Source organism: Bacteroidota bacterium (assembly GCA_016706255.1).
In the GTDB taxonomy this organism is placed as follows: Bacteria; Bacteroidota; Bacteroidia; order Chitinophagales; family BACL12; genus UBA7236.
Window position 1 is genome coordinate 1 of sequence record JADJJZ010000002.1, and the last position, 18244, is coordinate 18244.

Sequence of the window (18244 nt, forward strand, 5' to 3'; positions counted from 1 at the left end):
TAACATTCAAATTTGTTAGTGCTTTATTTAATTTTTCTCTGGTCGGCAAAAACCGATTTACTAAATACCGCATTTGCCCATGCTTTGTAATTATTTTTATATTTAATTAATTCATTTTTAAAATAATCAGATTGTAACGACGTCCACATATTCAGCATAGAGTTTTAGCATCGTAGCAAATATTTCTTTATCAATACGTGCATCATATTTTGATAAAACCATTTGCGTTTGACAATAATGTTGTTGCTTCTTTTTTACATCTTCATCAGTTACGGTGTCTGTTGCCCAGCAAGTTTGCAACTTTTATAATTACTTGAAAAGTTGAGTAATTCTACGCCATAAAATGCTTCGGTAGTATAATCGATGAGTTCAGCATATTTTTTATAATCGGTATAAGCAGATTCATTTCGCTTAATAAATTGGGTGTAATTTTACCTTCATGTGTATTTGCCCATTGCTGAAAACGTTTTTCATAAGTTTGTTTTTCGGTAACAGCATCATTTAATTTTAATCCAATCATTTCGCCTTTCCATTTTTTATAGGCATTGGCTAAACCACGAACTTTTGATGCATATTTAAGTGTAACAGTATCGTTGCCTACCATATATTTATTAATAATTTCCAGTCGCTGGTCACGGCAATTAATTCGGTTCGGATTGGTTGTATTTATGGTAAGGTCAACAGCATAAGATGTTAAATATTCTTGTGTTCTTCCCAGGAAAACCATATACCATTGTAAAATCATTTTCCTTACATCTTTTAATGAAATAGGAATGCATATCTAGGTTTAAAGGAACATTATTAGCATCATAATTTGCGGTTTATTATCTGCACCTGCATATATTCTAAACATACTGAAATCGCCTGTATGTCGCGGCCAAACCCAGTTATCTGTCTCGCCCCAAAATTGCCACTTGAAGGCGGCGCACCAACTAACCTAATATCTTTAAACGTTTCAGTCAGGAATAAATAAAATTCATTACCATAAAAATGCGCGCAGTTGCTTCGTAATGTGTGCCTTTTTATATTGTTTTTCAAGTTCACGATAGTTGTTTGATATAGCATTTCTTGTTGCTTCATCCAACATTATTATTTAAATAAGGAATAATACTATCTGTTACATTAAACATGCTGATAATAAATGTAACGGTAAGTCCCGGGCCGGAATTTCTTCGTCTTTATTTTTGCCCAAATCCGTCACGCAAATAATTATTTTCAAGTGAGCTCAGATTATTTATCGATGAAAATCCGCAGTGATGATTGGTTACAATTAAACCTTCATTTGAAATAACCGCACCAGTACATCCACCCCCAAATAACACAACTGCATCTTTCATGCTGCTTTTGTTCACGGAATAAATGTCCTCTGCGGTTAGCTTAAAACCATTTGCCCGCATATCGTCAATATTGAGTTGTTCCAGTAAAATAGGGAGCCACATACCTTCATCTGCCCTTAAACCAAAACTCGAAAGCAACAATAAACCGGCAATAAAAAATTGTTTCATCAGTAAGTATTTTATTTAAAAATGAATGTCAATTGTTGCGAAGATATTAAAGCGTCACCGAAAAAAATGTGATAGTTTGTTAAAATGTGAGAATCCTTGGGTTTAAGGCATTTCGCCTTGTAATAATGTAAAAGGACAATGCTTTCCCCACTAATTTCTTACCTAAAAACCGCTCAGAATTTCAATTTTATTTAATTTTAGGTAAAATTCCACCATGAACACATAATTACCACCTGCTTCTGCTGCGATTTCTGCAGGGCTGCTGTTTAGTCAAACCGCCACCGATCAAAAAAGGTTTGGCCGGCAATGGAAAATTCACCTAACTATTATGATGTAAAGCCGGTTTACGGAATATATCCACAACCTCGGAAATGGAAAGCGAATTGTTGGGTATCGAAGCAGAATCCGATGACTTAGGGCGAAATATATGCGTTGGGATTACCTCATGCAATCGAGAGTGAGTCCAAATGGCGAATACCCTAGCCGGGGAGTTATTTTTCGCGAGTTTGATGCCGCAAAAGTCACCCGACTCCCGCTAACTACGGTAATCGCAGGAAACTGGGAGCCTGTAGGTGATGCAGAAGTGCCCAACGTCCGGAGGTGCTGTTGGTCGCATTAATGTGGTGGTTTTTGACCCGATGGATGCAAATACAATTTACGCCGCAGTGCAGACGGCGGATATGGCACACCTGACTTAGGCGTACCTGGATGCCACTGAGTGATAATATACCTGTAACGCCGCGAATTGCCGATATTGCTATTGATCCGACCAACAACGATGTCATTTATATTTGCAACAGGTGATGGTTATGGCTGTGAAGCAACCTGGTATCCTGATCAGGATTTTTGGGTGGATTGTATTCCGGAGGTGTATTTAAATCTGTTGACCATGGAGCGACCTGGCTGCCAACGGATTAAGTTATTTACAAGAAGACAAAATTATTATTCAAGAAATTATTGATTCATCCGGATAATACCGCCGTTTTACTTGCCACCAGAGCAGGAATTTATCGCACGGATAATGGTGGTGACACATGGACTCTGGTTGAATCTGCATATTGTTACGATATGGCATTTAATGGTGCCGATCCAAATATTATTTATGCTGTTGGCGATAAAGATTTTTGGCTTCTTTAGATGCAGGTTTAACATGGACTGTTGAAGCAAACGATTTAATCGATGTTGATTCAAGAATGTCGATTGAAACCACTCCGGATGATCCTGATGTTATTTATATTTTCGGACCGGATAGTGAAATTAAAAGTATTAATGGTGGAATACCTGGATCAATTGAAGTATTCGGTTATCTCATTACCTATTATGGTTACTGGGATACAGCATTGGGCGTTTCACCTTTTAAATGCAAATTTGGTGTTTTCGGTGGTGTGGAAATTGTTCGTTCAACAAATGGCGCTTCTTCATGGTCGTTAATTTCTACCTAGGCGGATATGGAGATGATAATTATGTGCATTCAGATACAAGGATTTTTATTTGATCCAACAAATGTAAATGTCATTTATACCATCTCAGATAGTGGATTTATAAAACCACGGATAAAGGAGCAACATGGACAAATATCAGCGCGGTTTGCGCATTGCTCAAATTTATCGCGTTGCATCGTCAACTCTACATCCGATTATGTTTTATTCGGATATCAGATTGCGGGACTATATTATGGGATGGCTCATCGTGGGATCGTGTGCAGAGTGGTGATGGAATGGATGGATGATTATTCCAACGACAATCGTTTATATGCATCATATCCTATGGAAAATTAACACGTTCTACAAATTTTGGAGATACGTGGACCTACTTAATTAATCCCGGAGAAGGAGGTTGGTTAACACCTTATGAAATGGATCCTGTTAATCATTTAATCATGTATTATGGAACAGAAACGGCATCATAAAAAATCGGATGATGGTGGCAGTTCATGGGACGACCATTCAACAACTTTGGGTGGAACCGTTACAGATATTATTGTAGCACCTTCTAATACCAATTATGGGTATGCTTCTGCATTTCAAAATGTTTGTCAGCTCGTTTGATGGCGGAATAAACTGGACCAATATAACAGCAGGTTTGCCAACTGCGGAATTTGTTTTAATTATATGGCAGTTAGTGACATCGACCCTGCTCTGATTTGGGTTGCCTAAAGTGGTTACAGTGATGGTAATAAAGTGTATTTTTCAAATGATGCAGGTAATACCTGGACAAATATTTCAGGAACATTACCAAACGTTCCTGTAAATACTATTTTATTTGAAAAAAATTCTACTTCTAACAGATTATATATCGGAACTGATTTTGGTGTGTTTACAAAAGATGATGATGAAGCCGACTGGCAGGCATTTATGTCGGGCTTACCAAATGTGATGGTGCATGAATTAACGTTAAATCCTACCAACAGTAAAATTTATGCTGCAACGTACGGTCGCGGTGTATGGATGTCTGATTATTATGATGTAACAGCACCAACATTATCAATAACTGTTGCCGATTTATCATTATATCCGGGTGAAACATTAAATGTTTCGTATTCAGCTTTTTGGTGAATATTTACCGATAATATTTATACAGTGGAATTAAGTGATGCAACAGGTGCATTTATTACACCAACAATAATAGGCAGTTTTATTTCAACCGATTTAACCGGCGTTATCAGTTGCGTAATTCCTGCTGAAACAATAAATGGAACAGTTTATAGAATGCGCGTAAAAAGTAGTTCACCCGTTGTAATGAGTATTGACAATGGCAGTGATATTAGTATTATTTGCGATAAACCTTCATTGCCTGTAACAGCAATAGTGACTGCCACTTCAGCCAATTTGCAATGGAGTGGTTCAGCATGCAGAAGCGTATGAAGTGCAATATAAACCAATACTTGATGCAACATGGTTAATAACAACAACAACTTCAACATTTACAACAGTAATAGGTTTAACACCTGCAACCAATTATGAATGGACAGTTAAAACAATTTGTTCTGAATTGCCCTATGTTACAACTGAAAATGCAGATACTATAACATTTATTACTGCAACAAATAGTGGTATTTTACCGTTAGGATTATCATCATTATTAATTTCACCAAATCCACTTACCAGTCAAAGTAATCTTGAATTTGAATTACAAATCCGTAGTGTTACAAATTACTTTAGTAGATATTTCGGTAAAGCAATACGCAACATTTTAATGGCAATTTAAATGCGGTCCACATCAATTTATAATTGAAAAAACGATTTGAGTGCAGGTATATATTCCATTAATTTTAAATCGGATAATGCAGTTTATGCTGTTCCTTTAATAATTGAGTAATCGGAGCAGATTTGTAAACTATATTCGTTTTCGGCTGTTTTAGTGAAAATTTGTGGCCTGAGATCCTGTTAATAACTATTGGGCAACTCTTTAACATTTGTTCAGAAATATGTCATTTTGGAACGACATACTTTCTAAACCCGTTTTTTCAGATTAACTTTAGTAAAATTTTTATATTTCAAACATGAAAAAATCTATTCCTTACTCCTCACCCTTGCTACCACACAGTTTCTCTTTGCTCAGGCACCGCCTCAGGTGAAGAAAGACAAACCTGGATTACAAAATTCACCTAACTATTACACCGTTCGAAAAACTACCTCAACTACCTGAATTCGTTGGAGGTGGAGTGGTTTGTTGGGACTGGAAATTGAATCTGACGACTTGCGTTCCAAGTTCAATCGCTGGGATTATATATGATGAAAACCCGTGTTGATGAAAATGGTAACTACCCGTTACCTGGTATTTTATTTAAGGAATATGACAATTATCTCAAGACACATCCTTCAGGATTTGCTGCAGGTGAAAGAGCGGCAAACTGGACACCGGTTGGAACTGCCGAAGTGCCCGGATCCGGCGGGGGAGTAGGTCGCGTGAATGTGATTATGATTGACCCTGTTGACGAAAATACCCTTTATGCAGGAACTGCAGGCGGCGGTTTATGGCGTTCACCTGACTTTGGTGGAACATGGGTGCCACTTACCGATAATATTCCGTAACCCGGCATTGCCGACGTTGCCGTAGACCCGACAAACAATGATATCATTTATATCGCAACAGGTGATGGTTACGGTTATGAAGCTACCTGGCAAGCGGATCAGGATTTTTGGGGCGGTGTTTACTCCGCGGCGTTTGGAAATCTGTGGATGGCGGTTTAACCTGGTTACCTACCGGTTTGAGTTATATACAATCTGACCTGTTAATCATACAACGTTTAATTGTGCATCCTGAAAACACCAATATATTATTGGCTGCTACAAGAGATGGCATTTTCAGAACTACCGATGGGGGAGATACCTGGTCAAGTGTATCTGCAGCACATTGTTACGATTTTGCATTTAAAACAACAGATAATAATACAATTTATGCTGTCGGCGACAGAGATGTTTTGGTTTCAGACATAACAGAGTCAACATGGACTGTTTTGGAAGATAATCTTTTATGGAACAGATGACAGAATGTCGATTGAAACTACTGCTGCAATCCAAACGTAATTTATGTGTTTGGGCCTGATGCACAAAATAAAAAAGTTCTGATGGTGGTGGCACCTGGAGCAGCAATACTATTGGCGGCGGAACCAATTCTTATTATGGATATTACGATAACGTATTAGGTGTTTCACCTGTTAATGAAGCACTTGTGTTTACAGGTGGACTCGATATCGCCCGTTCTACAAACAGTGGTTCATCTTGGTCCAGAAAATCGGATTGGTCAGGCTGGGGCGGCAGCGATTACGTGCATGCCGACCAAAAAGGATTAACCGGCGACCCCAAAATGAAAATGGTGTATGCTTGTAATGATGGTGGTGTGTTCAAATCAACTGATAAAGGTGAAACCTGGACAGACATCAGTGAAGGCCTGAAAGTGGCTCAGATTTACCATTTCTGCTTGCTTACCGTTAATGATATGGTTTTAGGCGGATGGCAGGATAATGGATGTAATTTGTGGGATGGCAGCGAATGGGAACGCGTTCAAGGTGGCGATGGTATGGGCGTTATAATCGACTATACTGATGAAGACCGCATGTATGCTTCTTATCAGTATGGTTATGTTTCACGGACAACCAATAGTGGTCTTTCCTGGACTGATTTACCTGTAGCGGCGGCGGATGGCTTTACGCCTTTCGTTATGGACCCTGTTGATCATCTTACCATGTATTATGGACATCATCCGGTTCAATTCAAAAATCTACCAATGGCGGAACTTCATGGTCAACTTCTGCCGGATTATCCGGAGAAGTTTTGAAATTGCCGTTGCACCTTCTAACACCAATTATGTTTATGCTTGCCTTTTACAACGTATAAAAGTTTCAACCGACGGTGGTAACTGGACGAATATAACTTCTGGTTTACCACAGGTGGAATCGGATTTAATTTTTATTGCTGTCAGCGATGAAAATCCGGAACATGTTTATGTTGCTTTAAGTGGTTATGATGATGGCAATAAAGTATATTTTTCAAGTAATGGCGGTAGCACATGGACAAATATTTCCGGCAGCTTACCAAACGTTCCGGTAAATACCATTGTTTATGAAAATGTGAGCGAAACAAATCGTTTATATGTAGGTACCGATTTAGGTGTATTTACACGTGATGATATTACAGCTGAATGGGAACCTTATATGACCGGTTTACCAAATGTAATGGTACATGAATTGGAAATTGATTATGCTGAATATAAAATATACGCAGCAACATATGGCCGCAGTGTATGGAAAAGCGATTTATATGATTACATCGCACCTTCATTAAATATAAATGTTCCTGAACTGGTTTATTGTCCGGATGAAGATTTAAATGTGTCGTATTCTGCAACCGGAACTTACAATCCGGGTAACATATTTACGATTCAATTAAGTGATGAAACAGGAAGTTTTGCTGCATCGGTGGACATTGGCAGTCTCGCAACTACTGCTCTAACAGGTGTTGTAGCTGCACCATTCCTGCAACAACCGTAAATGGAACAAATTACAGAATGCGTGCTGTTGCTTTTGATCCTGATTTCACATTAGTTGGAACAGACAACGGCGCAAATATTACTATCACCTGCAGCAAACCGGTTTCAATTACAACCGGAACTGTAACTGCAACAACGGCAAATCTTTCATGGGATGCCAGCGTATGTGGTGTAATGTATGAAGTGGAATATAAGGCTGTAGCAGATGCAACATGGCAAACTACAACAACTGCTGCAACATCAATAACCATTTCCGATTTATCACCAAGTACAGCTTACGAATGGGCTGTGCGCACCATTTGTGTTGAATCACCATTAGTTGAAACAGCATATACTTCAACCGATGAATTTATTACCGGACAAAACAGTATCGATAACATAACAGGATTAAATGATTTACAAATTTTCCCTAACCCTGTTACAACTGCTGCAACCATCGAATTTAATTTAACCACATCAACCGATTTAAATATCGAATTACTCGATATCACAGGTCAGGTAGTTAAGGTAATTCAGAATGGTAATTTAAATGCCGGCTTACATACCTACACAATCGAAAGAAAAGACCTCAGCGCCGGCGTTTACACCCTCCGCCTCCGCAACGGTGAACAAGTAGCCTCAAGAAATATTGTAGTAGAATAAACATTTCCGTCACAACGGATTAAAATATTAATCCCAAAAAAAATGGTCGTTATCAAACGGCCATTTTTTTTTATACAATAAATTTCAATTTTGTTCAAATCAATCAATTTTGATCAATCAATAAATCAACCCATCATCCCCGCTAATATTGATTCGCCCCTACGATGAATTCCAATTTTGATTCAATCAAACAATTTTGATCAATCAATCAATAAACATATCGTCCGGGCGAATATTGATTCGCCCCTACGATGTATTCCAATTTTGATTCAATCAAACAATTTTGTTCAATCAATCAATTAACCTATCGTCCGGGCGAATATTGATTCGCCCCAACGATAAATTCCAATTTTGATTCAATCAAACAATTTTGATCAATCAATCAATAAACATATCGTCCGGGCGAATATTGATTCGCCACAACGATGAATTCCAATTTTGATTCAATCAAACAATTTTGTTCAATCAATCAATTAACCTATCGTTCGGGCGAATATTGATTCGCCCCTACGATGAATTTCAATTTTGATTCAATCAATCAATTTTGATCAATCAATCAATAAACATATCGTCCGGGCGAATATTGATTCACCCCTACGGTTAATCAAATTTTGTTCAATTTTGATTCAATTTTGTTCAATCAAAAAATTCAATTCTGATCAATCAAAAAATCCCTCCCCAACAACTCCTTCGCATTCTCCATCGCCGCCTTCGTAGGATTCTCCCCACTGAGCATTTTTGCAATTTCAGTAAGCCGTTCGTCGGGATTTAATAATTTTATTTTGGTGGAGGTGGTGTTTTTTTCTGCAGATTTATAAACGAATAAATGATGTTTACCCTTGGCAGCAATTTGTGGTAAATGGGTGATGGCAATTAATTGGTGGTTTTGTGCAAGGCGGGTTAAGATGGTTCCAACCTTGTGGGCGATTTCACCGGAAACTCCTGTGTCTATCTCGTCAAAAATTAATGTTGGCAAGGCAACACTTTTTGCCAATAATGATTTGATACATAACATCAGTCGCGATAATTCACCACCGCTGGCTACCTTCTTAATATCTTGTAAGCTGCTGCCTTTATTGGCTGAAAATAAAAAGCGAATATGATCGGCACCTGTTTCCGATAAATGTGTTTCGGTGCTGAATTGATGTTCCACTTTTAAAACGGCATCTTTCATACCTACTTCGCCAAGTAATTTATGAACCGATTTTTCCAACCCGTCGAATGCTTTTACCCGTTTATCCGATAACTGTTTTGCCGCTATCGATAATTTCGAAAATAATTTATCTCGTTCCTGCTGCAGCGCCAAAATTGTAGCTTCAGAATTTACATAGGCTAATAATTTTTCACCCAGCGTATCACGCAGCGCCAATAATTCTTCCATCGAATTGCAATTGTGTTTCTTCTGCAATCGATACAACATACTCAGTTGTGTTTGAATCTGTTCGCTCCGAACCGGGTCGGCAATGGTAGAGGCAGCTTTATCATCCAAATCGCGTGTAACATCTCGCAACTCAATATTCGCAGATTCTAAACGCTGGATGTAATTTTCTAAATCAGGTAAATATTTTGATATACTATTCAACTGATTTATCACCATCCGCAACTGGTCGTTAATATTACCCTGACCATTTTCGAGTGCATCTACACTCAATAATAAATTGCGTTTTATTTCTTCGGCATGACTAAGTTGCGTGAGGTCAGCTTCCATTTGCACCTGATCAATATCATCCAACCCCGCTTTATCCAGTTCCGTAAATTGAAATTCTATAAAATCTTTTTCAGTAAGTGCTTTAGCTGCGAGTGCTTCTGTTTCTTCCAGTTTTTTATTACAAATTTTCCAGGCGTGATAATGCTGACGATACGTTTCCAGTAATTTTCCTGATTCTGCCAAAGCATCCACAACCGTCAACTGAAAACCGGAATTACCCAAATCCAGTGTTTCATGTTGCGAATGTATGGTGATAAGTTTCCCGGCAAATAACTGCAAAGTGCTGACATTAACCGGTGAGTCATTAATAAACGCACGACTTTTCCCGTTATCGCTCAACTCGCGGCGGATAATGGTTTCTGTTTCGTAATCTATTTCATTGCTTTCAAAAAAATCTTTAAGCTTGTAATTACCAATATCAAAAACCCCTTCAACAACACATTTTTTGTCTTTTTTAAACAAAACCTTGCTGTCCGCCCGCTCACCCAAAATCAAACTCAAAGCACCTAATAAAATAGATTTACCGGCTCCTGTTTCTCCGGTTATGATATTCATTCCCTCACTAAACACAATTTCCGCCTCATTAATTATGGCGTAATTCGAAATGCGTAACTCCTTCAGCATGCCGTAAAGATAGAAGAACGGTAGGAGATATGGTAGTTATAAAATGGTGATTTTGTCCGCAGCTTTTTGGTAAAAGGATTGTAAATCCAACGGCGTTTTTTTATTCCCGCTTAAATTTGCAGACATGAAAAAATGGATATTCCCTGTTGTACTGATTTTGTTGTTTGCCTTCGAAATTTTTCGCGTTTATTTCATCATGCCTTTCCCCGGCAGTCAGTACGCGAATACCATCAACATTGCCTATTTCCTCTCCCGTAACCTTTGGTGGATACGTTTGCTTTTGCTCAGTTTGATCATCTGGCAACTATACCGCTTTATCCGTTTCAAACGATTTTGGAAATTGGGCATCAGCATGTTTTTCATCCTCCTTTATGGTCTCATCGCTTATTTTCTCAATTTCAGGTTAAGTGCAGATAAGATGTTCCTCCAACCCGAACAAGTTACGTTTGCACAAGGCGCAGCAAATGATGTGGCACCATCAAAATTGGTTATCGGGGTTCAGATAAAAGGAGAGGCAAAAGCATATCCCATCGAAATAATCGGTTACCATCATCAAATTCGTGATGTTGTTGGGGGGAAGGAAATAATGGTTACCTATTGCACCGTTTGTCGCACCGGTCGCGTTTTTGACCCGGTTGTGGATGGGGAGATGATGGATTTTCGTTTAGTGGGGATGGACCATTTCAATGCCATGTTTGAGGACCATAAAACAAAAAGCTGGTGGCGACAGGCTACGGGAGAGTCTATAACCGGCAAAATGAAAGGCACAGTGTTAGCAGAAATTCCATCTGAACAAATGCCTTTACAAAAATGGCAACAGCGTTATCCCAATGCCGTTGTTTTGCAACCGGATGCTGCCTTTAAAAAAGATTATGCGGGGTTAGATGGTTATGACAACGGTAAAATAAACTCCGACCTCGAAGACCGCGACCAAAATCCCTGGCAGCCAAAATCGTGGGTTGTCAGCGTCGAAGTGGGCGAACATACCAAAGCCTTCGATTGGAACGAACTGGTGCAGAAAAAGGTGATTAATGATACGGTAGGCACAACCAATATACTCCTCGTAATGGAATCCGACAACCAAACCTTCCATGCATTCCAGCGACCGGCGAATACTGTTTACGGTTTAGATGCTACAGGCAACTTCATCAGCGATGCAAATGGTGTTTTGTGGAATATGGATGGCATCTGCGTTTCTGAAGAAGGGAAGGGCCTTAAAATGAAAAAATTACCTGCCTATCAGGAATTTTATCATGCTTATCAGGAGTTTAGGAAGAAGTGATGTAATATCGTAGATAATCAATATAGTAAGTTGATTGTCAATTTGTTATGATAAAAAATAACCAAACCCATCACTTAAACCAATAAATTTTATCTTGGCTTAACTAAGAACTGTATTAATCAAAATGACAGTTTGTGAAGTAGGTCTTTATCCTCAGAAAGTACCTTTCGGAAGTTGGAAATAAGTCTTTTTGAATCAGCCGTGTTTTCTGATTGAATTACTTTTAGGAAAGCAAGAATTTCAACAAGCAGCTCATCCGGAACCTGATCCAAAACCTGATTAATTTCTGTCTTAAGTTGCTGGGAAGTCACCTTTCTAATGGTTTAAGAAAATCATCATCCAACCCCTATTTACCCGTCAGCAATTCCTGGTAACTATCCGCATTAATCGGGTCAAGTCGCGTGAGGTAGGAGACAGCCTTCGATTTTTCAGCAGGTGTGGCTTTGGAATACAAGCCAAGTAATTCATCACTTTTAGCCGAAAAAAACAATTGTAAAACCATACTGTTTGGAGATGTACGGTTGATATTATCGAGGGTTTGTAACGCCTTAGTAATAATCGTAATCGGCTTGGTTTGGTCGTTATACATTTGATCCAAGGCCTGACGATGGTATTGATAACTCGCATCTCTAATCGCGGCAAATTTCGGGTCAAGAATGTTGGTGATATACCAATAGCGGTTTCTGGTGCCGTCGTAACTCTTCCAGCCTTTTGCATCAGCATTTCCGGCCTGATTAACTATAGTTTGAGCTTTTAAGAAGTATTTATCTCCCCCCTTAGGTGCAAACGAATCGTAATCTAAACCAATAATGATATAGGCATAATAAGCCAGCATGGCAGTCAGGTTGCTCGAAAACTGATTCTCATTAAATTCCAGTGGCTGATATTCTGCATAGTTGAATTCAAAATCCTTATCTACAAAATTTAACAAGGTGCTGTTGTAATCACTTCCATAAACCGGTCTGCGTGAAACCACCGACGCCTGAGCGCGGAATTTATCGCTGGCAAGCTCTTCGGTAATTGTTATAAGTATCTGACATTCAATACGTTCCTCAGGCTTAAATACATCATCGGTCCACTTACGTGTATTCATAAATTCGAAGATGGAAGTCTCCAGCGTTTTGAATATTTTCGGGTCCGTCTGAGTTACTTTCTCTGCATTTACGGTTACGACACAGTTCAAATCCTGGGCAAAAGCAGGAGCGCAAATCAGGTTGATTAAAAGGAGTAGGAGGATATTACGCATGTAAGTTGTTTATTATATAGTTCACGATATCGTTAGCAACAGCTTGTTTGCTCTTCAATTCAAAGTTAGTCTGATTGCCAAATTTATCCAAAATTGTTATCTTATTCGTATCATGTTTAAAACCCGCACCACTGTCGTTCATCGAGTTCAATACAATCATATCTAAACCCTTCTGTTGCAATTTCTTTGCCGCATTAGCCGCTTCATTATCGGTTTCGAGAGCAAATCCTATCACAACCTGTTTCGTCTTGCCTGCGCTCAGGGTTTTAAGAATGTCGGGTGTTCGTTTTAACTGTAGCTCCAGCAAAGCATCCGGCTGCTCACTTTTTTTAATCTTTTTGTCGGATGGCGCTACAGGTGTAAAGTCGGCGACTGCTGCTGCGGCTACGAATATGTCGGTGGTTTCAAATTGGGGCAGACAAGCATTCAACATTTCCTCAGCACCGGTTACGGCGATGGTTGAAATGGAGTCGGGGATAAGCGCTGCTTCCACTGGTCCGTGCACCACGGTTACGGCGGCGCCTTCGCGTTCAAATGCTGTTGCCAGGGCAAAGCCCATTTTCCCGCTCGAATGGTTCCCTATGAACCGCACAGGGTCTATTGCTTCGTATGTTGGTCCTGCAGTAATCAGCACTTTTTTTCCTGCTAAACGTTTGGGAGCGGTATCAAAGTATTTTTGCAGCCAGCTTAAAATATGCTCCGGTTCAGCCATTCTGCCGGTGCCGTTTAAGCCGCTGGCCAGCTCGCCCGATTCCGGATCAAGCATCAGCACACCATTACTCTTAAGGGTTTGGATATTCTTCTGTGTAGTTGAATGTAACCACATATCTAAATCCATAGCAGGTGCAATAGCAACCGGACATTTTGCAGATAAGTAAGTGGTTATCAGGAAGTTATCGCTCATACCTACTGCCATTTTGGAGATGGTATTTGCAGTAGCCGGAGCAATCAAAATCAAATCGCCCCACATGCCGGCGGCCACATGGTTGTTCCAGGTGCCATCAGATTCGTTGTAAAAATCGACCGCAACGGGGTTTTTGGACAGGGTAGAAAAAGTTAATGCCCCGATAAAGGCTTTCGCCCCCGGGGTCATCATAACTTTTACTTCAGCGCCTTCCTTAACTAATAAACGGGTAAGCAATGCACTTTTATAAGCAGCAATTCCGCCACTTACGCCAAGCAGAATTTTTTTGCCCTGTAAGGACATTATTTTGTTTCTTTAGGCTCCTCAACATCGCGGTCGCGCCAGTAGATCTGACCATTTTTGAATTCCTCCAATGCGATTAAGGTGCTTTTTGGTAATTTTTCGTAATAACGTGAAATCTCAATCTGCTCACGGTTTTCGAAAACCTCTTCCAAATTATCCTGATGTGTAGCAAACTCTTCCAGTTTACTATGTAATTCACCACGTACAACCTGTGTAATTTGTTCTGCACGTTTACCAACCAGGAATATCGATTTATAGATATTACCGGAAGCGTTTTCAATAGTTTTCAGGCTCTGCACTTCAATTGAAGGTGATAACTGTGTATTAATTTTCTTTAGTGAGCTCATCGCAATTGATTTTATATGTTGTTATTTCGTTTATTGCTTTGTCTTTTAACGCGATACTGCGGTCATACAGCGATTTCGCCTGGTCTGCTCTGCTGCTGGCAGGGTAGGCCCTGATGTAATCGTTATAAGCCTTAATCGCAAGGTCGTAACGTTCTTCTTTACGGCAAACGATACTCTGTCCCGCATAACTGAACCAGCTGTTGATAATTTTAAAGCTGATATCCTCGGCATCTTTCGTGTCGGGGAAGTCGAGCAGCACGTTTGCGTAAGTAACCGCTGCAGCCTGATAATGTTCTGTATTGTAATAAAGTTCAGCGCTGGCAATTAATTTAGCCTCCAGCTTGTCGCGTAACTCATCCATATACTTGTTGGCATCCGTTACCAGGGCACTTTTCGGATACACATCAATAAAATATTGAAAAGCCTCAATGGCCTTATAGCTATAGGTTTGGTCGAGCGGATAACGCGGTGAGGCATCATACATCGACTTCGCACTCATAAACAACGATTCCTCAGCCTCAGCCGAAAAAGGGAAAATATTGAACACCTGCTTAAATAAACTCGCTGATGAAAAATAGTCGCCCTGGCCGTAATAACACTGTGCCATGTAATATCGAATTTCTTTTTCGTCGGGGGTGCCCACTTTCACGGTAAGCAGCTGATCCAACAACGGCAGGGCTTTTGCGTAGTCGCCTTCGCCATAGTATTCCTTAGCTTTCACATATTTAGCGTCAAAATCATCACTTTTCATCAGTTTGTCGTATTGACAACCCGTGAAAACTCCAAAAGAAAGTATTATAATTGCAAAAGCAATAACCCTGTTATTGAACATAAGAGGCGCAAAATTAATAAATTTAACCTTAAACGCAGTTAATTGATTTTTATTGAAAACTTGGTATTAAATTTTTAAGACCAAAGTTAAGGTAATATCTTTGCACCCTTAAAAAATTGAAAACTTAGCAGCTATGGATATTTTTGACAAACTAAGAAAAGACAGAGGTCCGTTAGGAAAGTGGAGTGATGTGGCACATGGTTATATGATGTTTCCTAAACTGGAAGGCGAAATTGGCCCGAAAATGACCTTCAGAGGTAAAGAAAGAATTACCTGGAGTTTAAACAATTACCTCGGACTGGCAAACCATCCTGAGGTGAGAAAAATTGATGCGGAAGCTTCAGCACAATTCGGACTGGCATATCCAATGGGTAGCCGAATGATGAGTGGTAACTCCGATTACCACGAACAACTCGAACGCGAACTCAGCGCTTTCGAAATGAAAGAAGATACCTTTTTATTAAACTACGGATACCAAGGCATCATGAGCGTTATCGACGCTGTATGCAGTCGCCACGATGTGATTGTTTACGACGCTGAAAGTCATGCATGTATTATTGATGGTGTACGTTTACACCAGGGCAAACGTTTTGTTTACCGTCACAACGATATCGAAAACTGTGAAGTGCAGTTAAAACGTGCTACCGAAATGGTGCAGGGCACGCCCGGTGGTATTTTAGTGATTACCGAAGGTGTTTTCGGTATGGGCGGCGATCAGGGTAAATTAAAAGAAGTTGTTGCTTTAAAAGAAAAATATAATTTCCGTTTATTGGTTGACGATGCACACGGCTTCGGAACCATGGGCGAAACAGGTGCAGGTACCGGCGAAGCGCAAGGCTGTCAGGATGGTATCGACCTCTATTTTTCAACCTTCGCAAAATCGATGGCAAGTATCGGTGCATTTATTTCTGGTGAAAAAGATGTAATCTGGTATTTACGTTACAATTTACGTTCGCAGATATATGCGAAATCCTTACCAATGCCTATTGTAATTGGTAACTTAAAACGCCTCGAATTATTGCGCAGCAAACCGGAATTAAAAGCCCAGTTATGGGATAATGTAAATAAATTACAGGACGGTTTCCGCGGTCGTGGTTTCGATTTAGGAAATACCAATAGCCCTGTTACGCCTGTATATTTAAAGGTGAGTATTCCTGAAACAATCAACCTGGTTGTGGATTTGCGCGAAAATCACGGCATCTTCTGCTCGGCGGTAACCTATCCGGTTATTCCTAAAGGCATGTTGATGTTACGTATTATTCCTACCGCTTCACATAACGATGATGATATCCAAAAAACACTGGAAGCATTCTCAGCTATCCGTGAAAAAATTAACAGCGGTGCCTATCTGAAAGAAGATTTGGTTAAAGTATAAAAATTTTAAAATGCCGGAATGGTTTTTTCCGGCATTTTTCCTATATTGCGTCTCCTTATAACATTTGAGGTAGCTGAACCCTGCCTTAAATTGCATTTGAAATCTATTTAACACCCTTTATTTTTTATGAACATGCAACAAAAATTCAACCAACTTAAAGCCCTTGTTGCTCTCGCTGAAGAAGACATGATTAAGTATTCATCAAAAGGAAACAAAACCGCCGGCACCCGCATGCGCAAAAGTTTGCAAGACATCAAAGAAATTTCCACCGAACTCCGAAAACAGGTACTCGAGTCGCGAAAAATGAAGGTTTAATACCTTTTCGATTCAGCAAAGTTAGATTTGCAGCCGAGCTGCAATGCTATCATAATTTTGTTCGCTTATGGAATTTTATTATATTCGCTGATATGAAAGTATTAACACTTAGTATTCCTGACAGTTTAGAATTTGACAACGCTCAGTTGGCAATGTTTTTTGCAGCGGAGTTGTATAAACAAGGTAAACTTTCTCTTGGGCAGGCTGCTGAAATTGCAGGCGTAAGCAAACGCGTATTTATCGAGATAATCGGTCGCTATAACGTATCTGTTTTTAATTCCAAAGTTGCTGACCTTTCCAATGATGTTTTGAATGCATAAAACTATTATTTCGGATACTAGTTGCTTTATAATTTTAGCGAAAATTAATGAACTTGAACTGCTACATCAATTATATGGTGAGGTTTATACTACTGTTGAAATTGCTGAAGAGTATGACGAACCTTTGCCGGATTGGGTTGTAGTTGTTAATATTAAGGATAAACTAGTACAACAAATTTTAGAATTGCAGATTGATAAAGGTGAATCCAGCGCACTCACCTTAGCCCTTGAAACGCCAAATTGTACACTTATAATTGATGATTTGAAAGCCCGAAAAATTGCTTTACAATTAAATATTAAAATTACAGGTACTATAGGAATTATTATTAAAGCAAAATTAAATAAAATCATACCTTCTATAATTCCCATCCTAAATAAAATTAAAGAAACCAATTTCTTTATTTCTCCCGAACTAGAATTTCAGGCATTACAAGAAGCAAATGAAGTAATAAAATAATATTAATGTGTCCGCCGCAGCGGATACCGATGTACCAATGTATCAATTAAACAGTCGATTTTAAGTTAGAATTTCATTCGAAGCTCCGTAGGGGCTGACCCATGTCTCTGCCCATTGCGCTGTAACGGATAATGAGCTAATAAAACTTCCGGACGACGCACCAATTAAACAGCCGAAACCACGGAGAAAAGCCAAAGGAAACAGCCTGATAATGTGCTGATGTGCTAATGTGTTGATGTGCTGATTAAACAGCCGAATTTTGAGTTAAAATTTAATTCATAGCTAACGTAGGGGCTGACCCATGTGTCTGCCCATTGCCATGTAGCGAATAATGTGCTAATAAAACAGACGAAATGAAAATTTATAATCAAATTTCATTTTTAGACAAAATCC

At 39.3% G+C, this 18244-nt stretch carries 23 protein-coding genes and 2 pseudogenes; 18 read left to right on the plus strand and 7 right to left on the minus strand.

Features of this window, described 5'->3' with window-relative positions; translation table 11 throughout:
* Window positions 1-331 precede the first annotated feature (331 nt).
* Window positions 332-1080: pseudogene (locus tag IPI65_01520) on the minus strand (S46 family peptidase).
* Window positions 1077-1505, minus strand: a pseudogene (locus IPI65_01525) (S46 family peptidase). The pseudogenes IPI65_01520 and IPI65_01525 overlap by 4 nt, the downstream one beginning before the upstream one ends.
* Before the next feature lie 778 nt (window positions 1506-2283).
* Here IPI65_01525 and IPI65_01530 point away from each other — a divergent pair.
* The 13 genes from IPI65_01530 (at window position 2284) to IPI65_01590 (ending at window position 8138) form a co-directional block, all read left to right on the plus strand.
* Complete coding sequence (locus tag IPI65_01530) at window positions 2284-2466, plus strand: hypothetical protein (GenBank protein ID MBK7440238.1); 183 nt, start codon at window positions 2284-2286, stop codon at window positions 2464-2466.
* Window positions 2463-2642: a hypothetical protein gene (locus IPI65_01535; protein ID MBK7440239.1), complete on the plus strand. Its 180-nt coding sequence runs from the start codon at window positions 2463-2465 to the stop codon at window positions 2640-2642. Before IPI65_01530 ends, IPI65_01535 begins: the two co-directional genes overlap by 4 nt.
* Entirely contained in the window at window positions 2630-2947 is a 318-nt protein-coding gene (locus IPI65_01540) for a hypothetical protein (GenBank protein MBK7440240.1), read from the plus strand. The genes IPI65_01535 and IPI65_01540 overlap by 13 nt, the downstream gene beginning before the upstream one ends.
* Window positions 2948-2968: 21 nt before the next feature.
* Window positions 2969-3283: a hypothetical protein gene (locus IPI65_01545; GenBank protein MBK7440241.1), complete on the plus strand. Its 315-nt coding sequence runs from the start codon at window positions 2969-2971 to the stop codon at window positions 3281-3283.
* A gap of 108 nt (window positions 3284-3391) precedes the next feature.
* On the plus strand, window positions 3392-3553 hold the full coding sequence (locus tag IPI65_01550) for a hypothetical protein (GenBank protein ID MBK7440242.1): 162 nt from the start codon (window positions 3392-3394) through the stop codon (window positions 3551-3553).
* A 132-nt stretch (window positions 3554-3685) separates the two neighbouring features.
* Window positions 3686-4060, plus strand: a complete 375-nt coding sequence (locus tag IPI65_01555; GenBank protein MBK7440243.1) for a hypothetical protein — start codon at window positions 3686-3688, stop codon at window positions 4058-4060.
* Between the two features lie 24 nt (window positions 4061-4084).
* Complete coding sequence (locus IPI65_01560) at window positions 4085-4369, plus strand: hypothetical protein (protein MBK7440244.1); 285 nt, start codon at window positions 4085-4087, stop codon at window positions 4367-4369.
* Window positions 4344-4712 carry a hypothetical protein gene (locus IPI65_01565; GenBank protein MBK7440245.1) on the plus strand — a complete coding sequence of 123 codons (369 nt, stop codon included), beginning with the start codon at window positions 4344-4346 and terminating at the stop codon, window positions 4710-4712. Before IPI65_01560 ends, IPI65_01565 begins: the two co-directional genes overlap by 26 nt.
* A gap of 524 nt (window positions 4713-5236) precedes the next feature.
* Complete coding sequence (locus IPI65_01570; GenBank protein MBK7440246.1) at window positions 5237-5539, plus strand: hypothetical protein; 303 nt, start codon at window positions 5237-5239, stop codon at window positions 5537-5539.
* A gap of 143 nt (window positions 5540-5682) precedes the next feature.
* Window positions 5683-5994 (plus strand): hypothetical protein, encoded by a 312-nt coding sequence (locus IPI65_01575; protein ID MBK7440247.1) that lies wholly within the window; start codon window positions 5683-5685, stop codon window positions 5992-5994.
* A gap of 185 nt (window positions 5995-6179) precedes the next feature.
* Window positions 6180-6785, plus strand: a complete 606-nt coding sequence (locus tag IPI65_01580) for a hypothetical protein (protein ID MBK7440248.1) — start codon at window positions 6180-6182, stop codon at window positions 6783-6785.
* Complete coding sequence (locus IPI65_01585; protein MBK7440249.1) at window positions 6748-7497, plus strand: hypothetical protein; 750 nt, start codon at window positions 6748-6750, stop codon at window positions 7495-7497. The genes IPI65_01580 and IPI65_01585 overlap by 38 nt, the downstream gene beginning before the upstream one ends.
* A 17-nt stretch (window positions 7498-7514) precedes the next feature.
* Complete coding sequence (locus IPI65_01590) at window positions 7515-8138, plus strand: T9SS type A sorting domain-containing protein (GenBank protein MBK7440250.1); 624 nt, start codon at window positions 7515-7517, stop codon at window positions 8136-8138.
* 649 nt (window positions 8139-8787) lie between these two features.
* On the opposite strand, the gene recN is transcribed toward IPI65_01590, so the two are convergent.
* Window positions 8788-10470 carry a DNA repair protein RecN gene (recN, locus tag IPI65_01595; GenBank protein ID MBK7440251.1) on the minus strand — a complete coding sequence of 561 codons (1683 nt, stop codon included), beginning with the start codon at window positions 10468-10470 and terminating at the stop codon, window positions 8788-8790.
* 124 nt (window positions 10471-10594) lie between these two features.
* Between recN and IPI65_01600 the strand changes: the two genes are divergently transcribed.
* Window positions 10595-11752: a DUF3179 domain-containing protein gene (locus IPI65_01600; protein MBK7440252.1), complete on the plus strand. Its 1158-nt coding sequence runs from the start codon at window positions 10595-10597 to the stop codon at window positions 11750-11752.
* Between the two features lie 346 nt (window positions 11753-12098).
* Here the strand turns inward: IPI65_01600 and IPI65_01605 are convergent, their stop codons facing one another.
* From IPI65_01605 to bamD, 4 genes are read right to left on the minus strand one after another with little or no spacing between them, the layout of a single operon-like run.
* Window positions 12099-12998 carry a DUF4835 family protein gene (locus IPI65_01605; protein ID MBK7440253.1) on the minus strand — a complete coding sequence of 300 codons (900 nt, stop codon included), beginning with the start codon at window positions 12996-12998 and terminating at the stop codon, window positions 12099-12101.
* Complete coding sequence (gene coaBC, locus IPI65_01610; protein ID MBK7440254.1) at window positions 12991-14205, minus strand: bifunctional phosphopantothenoylcysteine decarboxylase/phosphopantothenate--cysteine ligase CoaBC; 1215 nt, start codon at window positions 14203-14205, stop codon at window positions 12991-12993. The genes IPI65_01605 and coaBC overlap by 8 nt, the downstream gene beginning before the upstream one ends.
* Window positions 14205-14552 carry a DNA-directed RNA polymerase subunit omega gene (locus IPI65_01615; GenBank protein ID MBK7440255.1) on the minus strand — a complete coding sequence of 116 codons (348 nt, stop codon included), beginning with the start codon at window positions 14550-14552 and terminating at the stop codon, window positions 14205-14207. The genes coaBC and IPI65_01615 overlap by 1 nt, the downstream gene beginning before the upstream one ends.
* Window positions 14530-15384 (minus strand): outer membrane protein assembly factor BamD, encoded by an 855-nt coding sequence (gene bamD, locus IPI65_01620; GenBank protein MBK7440256.1) that lies wholly within the window; start codon window positions 15382-15384, stop codon window positions 14530-14532. Before bamD ends, IPI65_01615 begins: the two co-directional genes overlap by 23 nt.
* A 133-nt stretch (window positions 15385-15517) precedes the next feature.
* On the opposite strand from bamD, the gene IPI65_01625 reads away from it, so the two are divergent.
* The 4 genes from IPI65_01625 (at window position 15518) to IPI65_01640 (ending at window position 17851) form a co-directional block, all read left to right on the plus strand.
* A complete protein-coding gene (locus IPI65_01625) occupies window positions 15518-16759 on the plus strand; it encodes a pyridoxal phosphate-dependent aminotransferase family protein (GenBank protein ID MBK7440257.1) in 1242 nt (413 codons plus the stop codon).
* A 132-nt stretch (window positions 16760-16891) separates the two neighbouring features.
* Window positions 16892-17074: a histone H1 gene (locus tag IPI65_01630; GenBank protein MBK7440258.1), complete on the plus strand. Its 183-nt coding sequence runs from the start codon at window positions 16892-16894 to the stop codon at window positions 17072-17074.
* 92 nt (window positions 17075-17166) lie between these two features.
* Window positions 17167-17394 (plus strand): UPF0175 family protein, encoded by a 228-nt coding sequence (locus IPI65_01635; GenBank protein ID MBK7440259.1) that lies wholly within the window; start codon window positions 17167-17169, stop codon window positions 17392-17394.
* Window positions 17387-17851, plus strand: coding sequence for a DUF3368 domain-containing protein (locus IPI65_01640; GenBank protein MBK7440260.1), 465 nt, complete (start codon window positions 17387-17389; stop codon window positions 17849-17851). Before IPI65_01635 ends, IPI65_01640 begins: the two co-directional genes overlap by 8 nt.
* The last annotated feature ends 393 nt before the right edge of the window (window positions 17852-18244 follow it).

What these genes read in the sequence shown, in the direction of transcription:
- IPI65_01630 (MBK7440258.1), top strand. Translation starts at nt 16,892, where the DNA reads ATGCAACAAAAATTCAACCAACTTAAAGCCCTTGTTGCTCTCGCTGAA.
- IPI65_01635 (MBK7440259.1), top strand. Translation starts at nt 17,167, where the DNA reads ATGAAAGTATTAACACTTAGTATTCCTGACAGTTTAGAATTTGACAAC.
- IPI65_01600 (MBK7440252.1), top strand. Translation starts at nt 10,595, where the DNA reads ATGAAAAAATGGATATTCCCTGTTGTACTGATTTTGTTGTTTGCCTTC.
- IPI65_01625 (MBK7440257.1), top strand. Translation starts at nt 15,518, where the DNA reads ATGGATATTTTTGACAAACTAAGAAAAGACAGAGGTCCGTTAGGAAAG.
- IPI65_01605 (MBK7440253.1), bottom strand. Translation starts at nt 12,998, where the DNA reads ATGCGTAATATCCTCCTACTCCTTTTAATCAACCTGATTTGCGCTCCT.
- bamD (MBK7440256.1), bottom strand. Translation starts at nt 15,384, where the DNA reads ATGTTCAATAACAGGGTTATTGCTTTTGCAATTATAATACTTTCTTTT.
- IPI65_01570 (MBK7440246.1), top strand. Translation starts at nt 5,237, where the DNA reads ATGATGAAAACCCGTGTTGATGAAAATGGTAACTACCCGTTACCTGGT.
- IPI65_01585 (MBK7440249.1), top strand. Translation starts at nt 6,748, where the DNA reads ATGGTCAACTTCTGCCGGATTATCCGGAGAAGTTTTGAAATTGCCGTT.
- IPI65_01530 (MBK7440238.1), top strand. Translation starts at nt 2,284, where the DNA reads ATGTCATTTATATTTGCAACAGGTGATGGTTATGGCTGTGAAGCAACC.
- IPI65_01545 (MBK7440241.1), top strand. Translation starts at nt 2,969, where the DNA reads ATGTGCATTCAGATACAAGGATTTTTATTTGATCCAACAAATGTAAAT.
- IPI65_01615 (MBK7440255.1), bottom strand. Translation starts at nt 14,552, where the DNA reads ATGAGCTCACTAAAGAAAATTAATACACAGTTATCACCTTCAATTGAA.
- IPI65_01590 (MBK7440250.1), top strand. Translation starts at nt 7,515, where the DNA reads ATGCGTGCTGTTGCTTTTGATCCTGATTTCACATTAGTTGGAACAGAC.
- IPI65_01640 (MBK7440260.1), top strand. Translation starts at nt 17,387, where the DNA reads ATGCATAAAACTATTATTTCGGATACTAGTTGCTTTATAATTTTAGCG.
- IPI65_01550 (MBK7440242.1), top strand. Translation starts at nt 3,392, where the DNA reads ATGGAACAGAAACGGCATCATAAAAAATCGGATGATGGTGGCAGTTCA.
- recN (MBK7440251.1), bottom strand. Translation starts at nt 10,470, where the DNA reads ATGCTGAAGGAGTTACGCATTTCGAATTACGCCATAATTAATGAGGCG.
- coaBC (MBK7440254.1), bottom strand. Translation starts at nt 14,205, where the DNA reads ATGTCCTTACAGGGCAAAAAAATTCTGCTTGGCGTAAGTGGCGGAATT.